This window comes from Confluentibacter lentus (assembly GCF_002806995.1).
Taxonomy (GTDB): Bacteria; Bacteroidota; Bacteroidia; order Flavobacteriales; family Flavobacteriaceae; genus Confluentibacter; species Confluentibacter lentus.
Genome location: NZ_NIHE01000031.1, coordinates 1 through 557, shown reverse-complemented (window position 1 = coordinate 557; position 557 = coordinate 1). Strand labels below are relative to the sequence as shown.

General features: G+C 54.4%; 1 protein-coding gene. It reads right to left on the bottom strand.

Annotated elements, in window-relative coordinates:
• On the bottom strand, nt 1-557 hold a 557-nt coding region (locus tag CDH50_RS15055; protein WP_157805008.1), incomplete at both ends, for a DUF5011 domain-containing protein.

The following is a 557-nucleotide window of genomic DNA, read 5'->3' as shown; positions in this document are numbered from 1 at the left end:
CGGTCACCATTTTGAAGTTAAGGATAAGTCCCGGTTGGTTGGAAGGTGCGATGCTCAATTGGTACGATCCCAAAGGGAGCACGTTCCCGGCCAGGTCGCCGGACATGTCTCCAAATAGGGAGAATGGGGCGACTCCTTCCCTTTGGGACTTGGCTATCGGTCCGCTCAAGGCAAACTGTACTGGGGCGGCGGCGGCATCGGCTTGGTAAGTGACGGCAAAGGGGATGCCCGTATAATCGTCCTTGGTGATCTCCATCCCATCAACCAGATAGAACAGGAATTCATCGGTATCGGAATTGAACACTTTTACAAGTGATGCTCCTGTCGAAGCGCTTACGTTTACGGTTCGTACTGCCTCAACCGCTTGATTGCCTGCCAGATCGCTTACGTTGTATGTCACCTCGTAGCTGCCCACGGAGAGCACGTCAACGGCGCTTGCGTCCGTTGCTATGTTGCCGCTGATGTCACCGTCGACATCATCACTGGCCGTGGCGCCGAGTTCGATATATGGCTCGCCTAGCGTTAGTTCCTGTGGATTGGCCCCAATCAATGTGATG